Origin of the sequence: Flexilinea flocculi, from assembly GCF_001192795.1 — a bacterium.
GTDB classification, from domain to species: domain Bacteria; phylum Chloroflexota; class Anaerolineae; order Anaerolineales; family Anaerolineaceae; genus Flexilinea; species Flexilinea flocculi.
Map to the genome: position 1 here is coordinate 515,433 of NZ_DF968179.1, position 6,396 is coordinate 521,828.

Genomic DNA, 6,396 nt, shown 5'->3' on the forward strand with positions numbered 1-6,396 from the left:
TGTGATTCAACAAATTATTAGAACATCCGCCTGGAAAGAATTTATCAATCAAATTGATTTAAAAGCCTCGTTATCTTTAGGCCTAATTCGATCTGCACGATATCCGGTTGTCTCAGCGTTATTGCAGGATTGCCGCAGACCGGTACTATTGATAACTGACAAGACAATTCATGGATTATTGACCAATGATGAATTGGGCTATTGGAATCCTGATTGCAGCCGGCTTTTTTTCCCTGCATCGGATCCCCTTTTTTATGAACAGGCTTCTTGGAGCAGCGCAGTCAGAAGGGAAAGAATACAGGTTCTGACACAGCTTGTTCGATATTCTCTTCCGACGAGTGATCAGTCTGACTATTATCCGGTGATGATTACTCCAATCAGAGCGTTAATGACTAAGACGCTTGAAAAAAGAGTTTTTATTAAAGCTTCGCGAACTCTCCGCTGCGGACAAGAAATCACACCCGAAGTATTAGTTCGGTCATGGGTTGAAACTGGATACGAGTCCGTTGAAATCGTTTTGGACACTGGCCAATTTTCCAAAAGAGGCGGTTTGTTGGATATTTGGCCCCCATCGGAGCAATACCCCATCCGGATTGATTTTTTTGGAGATGAAATTGAGACAATTCAGTGTTTCGATCCTTCGACACAGCGTAATATCCAAAAAATCAGTAAAGTATTGATTACTCCTGCCAGAGAAATCTTAGTGGATCCAAGTTCCGAACAAATTCCGACATTTACGAGTTATCCTGAATTCTTCATACCGAAAGTATATAAACACCCGGCTTGTCTGATGGATTTTCTGCCAGAAAATACGTTGATCATTATGGATGATTGGGACATGATTCGGATGAACGCTGAGGAAATCGAAGAACAAGCCGAGAATCTGCGAAAACAAAGCATCCGTGAGGGAACGCTTCAGGAAGATTTTCCGATTCCATATATCAGCATCTCAGAAATTTCGGATTATTTGGAGTCTTTCCAGCGCATCAATCTCGGCCGTCCGGAGACCGGAAACATGCTGGAAATTCCGAAGCTTGCATCTCGATTTGAACCTGTTGATCGATTTGGCGGAGAGATCCAGACGTTTATTGATACCCTTTTCCAAAAATTTTCCAATCATGAAATGGTAACGGTTGCCAGTCGACAGGCTCAGCGTCTACAAGAATTATGGAAGAAAATCGAAACCGACTCCTCAGATCCATTTACACCTCGAATTGAATCCGCATCAATCAGTGAGGGATTTAAATTTTTGGGGGATGATAAGAAATATTCGTATTTCTTTACGGACAGTGAAATTTTTGGATGGGAACGTCCTTTACCGCGAAAAAGCCAAAAACAGGTCGTGGAAACTCCTGAAAAGTATTTCTCGGATTTTGTGCCAGGGGAATTTGTTGTGCATGTCGATTACGGAATCGGGCAATATACCGGATTGGTAAGCCGCACAATTGATGGTGTGGTAAAAGAATTTCTTTGCATCCAATACGATCGGGGTGATCAGCTTTTTGTACCGGTTCATCAGGCAGACCGCCTCACGAACTACATCGGACCGGATAGCAGGAAACCGGATCTGACGCGGTTAGGTACTCAGGACTGGCTGACCGTAAAACAGCATGTTCAAGAAAATGTCCTCAAAGTCGCTGAAGAATTATTGGATCTGTACACGAAGCGCCAGATTGCACAGGGATTCGCTTTTTCACCGGACTCTGCATGGCAGCAGGATATGGAAGGATCATTCCCGTATGTTGAAACGGAAGATCAAAAATTAGCAATTCGTCAGGTTAAGGAAGATATGGAAAAACCCAGACCGATGGACCGATTAATTTGCGGTGATGTCGGTTACGGAAAAACTGAAGTGGCACTTCGAGCTGCATTTAAAGCGGGGTGTGACAGCAAACAAGTCGCTGTTCTGGTTCCAACGACCGTTTTAGCACAACAGCATTATGAAACTTTTAAGAAACGTTTTGCCGCTTATCCAATCAATGTGGAAATGCTTTCCCGATTTCGTACATCCAAAGAGCAAGATCAGATTCTGAAACGTCTATCGGATGGCGAAATCGATGTGATTATTGGAACCCATCGTCTGGTCTCTGCGGATGTCAAGTTTAAGGACCTTGGTCTGGTTATCATCGATGAAGAACAGCGTTTTGGCGTGGCACAAAAAGAATACTTGAAGAAATTGCGGACAGAAGTGGACGTCTTGACCATGACAGCAACACCTATTCCGCGTACTCTATATATGGCATTAACCGGCGTCCGTGATATTTCGAATATTAATACGCCCCCGGATGAACGAATTCCGATTATCACCTATGTCGGATCATATTCTGATCAATTGGTGAGACAGGCTGTTCTGCGGGAGTTAGAACGGGATGGACAGATCTTTTTTGTGCATAACCGTGTACAGACGATTTATGCAATTGAAAACCATCTAAAAAAACTGCTTCCGGAGGTTCGAATCGGAGTCTGTCATGGACAGTTACCAGAGAAGCAGCTTTCTGCGGTTATGGATCAGTTTTTGGAACATAAAATTGACCTGCTGCTTTGCACATCGATTATTGAATCAGGGTTGGACATTCCAAATGCCAATACTCTGATTATTGACCGGGCGGATACACTGGGATTATCTCAACTTTATCAAATTCGGGGAAGAGTTGGCAGGAGCTCACAAAGGGCGTATGCTTATTTTTTCCGCCAGCGAAACCATCAACCTACTGATGAAGGATTGGAACGCTTGGAGGTAATTGCTGAAAACACACAACTCGGTGCAGGATATTCAATCGCGATGCGCGATCTTGAAATGAGAGGTGCGGGTGAAATTCTAGGTAATCGACAACACGGATCCATTGCATCGGTTGGATTCCACTTATATACGCGATTATTAGCGCAGGCTGTACGAAAATCACGTTCTGCGAGAGGAATGAATATAACGGATGAAGAGATCGGGATTACGAAGGAAATGGCTTATATTTTTAACCCGATTACCGTTGAACTTCCTCTCAATATTGGAATTCCAGAAGATTTTATCAGTGAACAGAAATCGAGAATTAAACTTTATCGCAGAATGGCATCCATCCACGATGAATCCGGTTTGGATGCTTTACGGGATGAATTTATTGATCGATTCGGTTCTCTTCCTGAAACGGTCGAAAACCTCTTTTTTCAGATTTTTTTGAAGATCAAAGCAGAGAAGATCGGGTTAACAGGGATTATCAAAGAAGGCGACAATATTGTTCTAAAATTTCCGCCTTTACCTGAGGGTTTTGAATCGAGAAATTTACCGTCAATTGGAGGCAATGTGCGAATCGGCAAAAACGCTTATTGGTTGACAGGGCTGGATTTTGATTCGGATTCCTGGAAAACATCATTGATTGAGAAAATTGGATGGATCGAAGATCGAACGGATCACACGCTTATTGTTTGATCTGTTTTCTCATTTCATACAGCGATCGATTTGCAAAAGAAATATCCTGGCAGCTGCCGGCGACATCATGAATTTTCAAGAATGGTTAGTAACTGAAAATACATATCTTTAGTTACAAAAGTAATATATATTTAATAAATATTCCTTGTTATACTCTGTTAATTAGAGTAAGTAGCTTTTACGATCAAGTATTTTTTCACAACTGGTATGAGTGGTTTTTTCCAGTGAATCAAAATAATGGAGGATAAAAAATGAAGAAATTTGGTTTTATTGTTATGATTGTTGTCCTGTTGCTTGGGATTGCGGCATGTGATTCGGGAAAACTGACCGCAAAAGAAACTGAAATTGCTGCTTCTTTTAAAACGCAATTAGATGATGCGCTTGCTGCAAAAGACCAATTGATTGCGGAGACTCAGAAGAAATTAGATGATGCCTTGGCCGCAAAGGATGATCTGGCTGAAGAATCAAAGAAAAAATTGGATGATGCTTTAACTGCTAAAGATGCACTCATCGAGGAAAAAGACAAACTCATCGAAGAGGGAAAAACCGCGCTTGATAATCTGAAGGCAGAAGTGGATTCCAAATTAGCTGATAAAGATGCCTATTCCGGTTCGCTTGAGACTGTCGTTGGAAAATTGAATGCAACTATTGAAGAAAACAAAACAACCATTAGCGATCTCCAGAAGAAACTGGACGATGCGCTATTGGCTGCAAAAGACAGTCAAGAAAAAATCAGCACATTAGAAAGCGAGTTAGCTACTTCTTCAGAAGGAGAATCAGAAAAGGTCGATTACCAGCAACTGTTGGCAGACAAGGATGCATATTCCAGTTCTTTGGAATCTGTCATCGGAAAATTGAATGCAACAATTGAAGAGAATGCCGCAAAAATTTCCGATTTGCAGCAAAAATTAGATGAAGCTTCTGCGTTACTTGAAGAAGGCAAAACAAAAATTGCCGATTTGGAGACCAAATTAACCCAGGGTGACGAAAAACTTGCTGCAAAGACCGGTTACATTGACTCTTTGGAAAGCATCGTTCGAAAAATGAATACAACAATTGGCGATCTGAAAAAGGCAAATACAGAATTACAAACGAAATTGGACGAGGCGCTGACTGCTGAAAAACCGGAAGAAAAGAAAGAATAATTAAATAAAATTTTGTAGGGATGTGTTTTCCGTGCTGAGAGAAAATCTCAGCACGGTTTTTTTAACGATTTCGAGTTTCTCATTACTTCACACTTCCAAATTCACGAGAAAGAAAGGAAGGGGCATGAAAAAAGAAGAAAGTACTTGACAAGAAAAAGGAAAGACATATAATAAAGCCTTGCCGTTGGGAAACAGAAAAAAGAGAAAAAAAGACGGTGAAGCAGAACCTTGACAATTGAGAAGCAGCAGAAATAAAAACAAACCAGACAATTCCGGCGAATCGAAGCGAAGAAAAAAACGGTTGAAAGACCGATAAAAATTCTGCGGAGAGTTTGATCCTGGCTCAGGATGAACGCTGGCGGCGTGCCTAATACATGCAAGTCGAACGGGTGTAGCAATACACTAGTGGCGAACGGGTGAGTAACACGTTGGTGACCTGCCCTAAAGAGGGGAATACCACTTCGAAAGGAGTGACAAAACCGCATAAGCTAGTGCTAGTTAGAGAGGCATTAGTAAAAGAGCAATCTACTTTAGGAGGGGCCTGCGGCCCATCAGCTAGTTGGTGAGGTAAAAGCCCACCAAGGCGAAGACGGGTAGGGGACCTGAGAGGGTGATCCCCCACAATGGAACTGAAACACGGTCCATACACCTGCGGGTGGCAGCAGTAGGGAATATTGCTTAATGGGCGAAAGCCTGAAGCAGCAACGCCGCGTGAACGAAGAAGGCCTTCGGGTCGTAAAGTTCTTTTACGTGGGATGAGGAAGGACAGTACCACGAGAATAAGTCTCGGCTAACTACGTGCCAGCAGCCGCGGTAAAACGTAGGAGACGAGCGTTATCCGGATTTACTGGGCGTAAAGCGCGTGTAGGAGGCGCTACAAGTTGGATGTGAAAGCTCCCGGCTTAACTGGGAGAGGTCGTTCAAGACTGTAGGGCTAGAGTGAGGCAGAGGTAGATGGAACTCCGGGAGTAGTGGTGAAATGCGTAGATATCCGGAAGAACACCAGAGGCGAAAGCGATCTACTGGGCCTAAACTGACACTGAGACGCGAAAGCCAGGGTAGCAAACGGGATTAGAGACCCCGGTAGTCCTGGCCGTAAACGATGTAGACTGAGCGTTGGTTGGGTAAAACCAATCAGTGCTGAAGCAAACGCGATAAGTCTACCGCCTGGGGAGTACGGTCGCAAGATTAAAACTCAAAGGAATTGACGGGGGCCCGCACAAGCAGCGGAGCGTGTGGTTTAATTCGATGATACACGAAGAACCTTACCAGGGTTTGACATACAAGTGGTAGTGAAGCGAAAGTAGAACGACCCTTCGGGGAGCTTGAACAGGTGCTGCATGGCTGTCGTCAGCTCGTGTCGTGAGATGTTCGGTTAAGTCCGCTAACGAGCGCAACCCTTGTTGTGTGTTACACGTATCACGCAAGACCGCCGGTAGAAAGCCGGAGGAAGGTGGGGATGACGTCAAGTCAGCATGGCCTATATATCCTGGGCTACACACACGCTACAATGGTCGGTACAATGGGTAGCTAAGCCGCGAGGCGGAGCCAATCCTAAAAAGCCGGTCTCAGTTCAGATTGCAGGCTGCAACTCGCCTGCATGAAGATGGAGTTGCTAGTAACCGCAGGTCAGCGATACTGCGGTGAATACGTTCCCGGGCCTTGTACACACCGCCCGTCACGTCATGGGAGTTGGCAACACCTGAAGTCGGTATCCTAACCGAAAGGGGGGAGCCGCCAAAGGTGGGGTCGATAACTGGGACGAAGTCGTAACAAGGTAGGGCTACCGGAAGGTGGCCCTGGATCACCTCCTTTCTAAGGTAAAAGTCG

2 protein-coding genes and 1 rRNA gene are annotated in these 6,396 nt (G+C 44.2%); all 3 read left to right on the forward strand.

Annotated elements, in window-relative coordinates; all coding sequences use genetic code 11:
* Position 1 precedes the first annotated feature (1 nt).
* On the forward strand, positions 2 to 3,421 hold the full coding sequence (gene mfd / locus ATC1_RS02115) for a transcription-repair coupling factor (protein WP_062277867.1): 3,420 nt from the start codon (positions 2 to 4) through the stop codon (positions 3,419 to 3,421).
* A 251-nt stretch (positions 3,422 to 3,672) separates the two neighbouring features.
* On the forward strand, positions 3,673 to 4,566 hold the full coding sequence (locus ATC1_RS02120) for a coiled-coil domain-containing protein (RefSeq protein ID WP_062277870.1): 894 nt from the start codon (positions 3,673 to 3,675) through the stop codon (positions 4,564 to 4,566).
* 320 nt (positions 4,567 to 4,886) lie between these two features.
* Positions 4,887 to 6,381 (forward strand): 16S ribosomal RNA (locus tag ATC1_RS02125).
* Positions 6,382 to 6,396 lie beyond the last annotated feature (15 nt).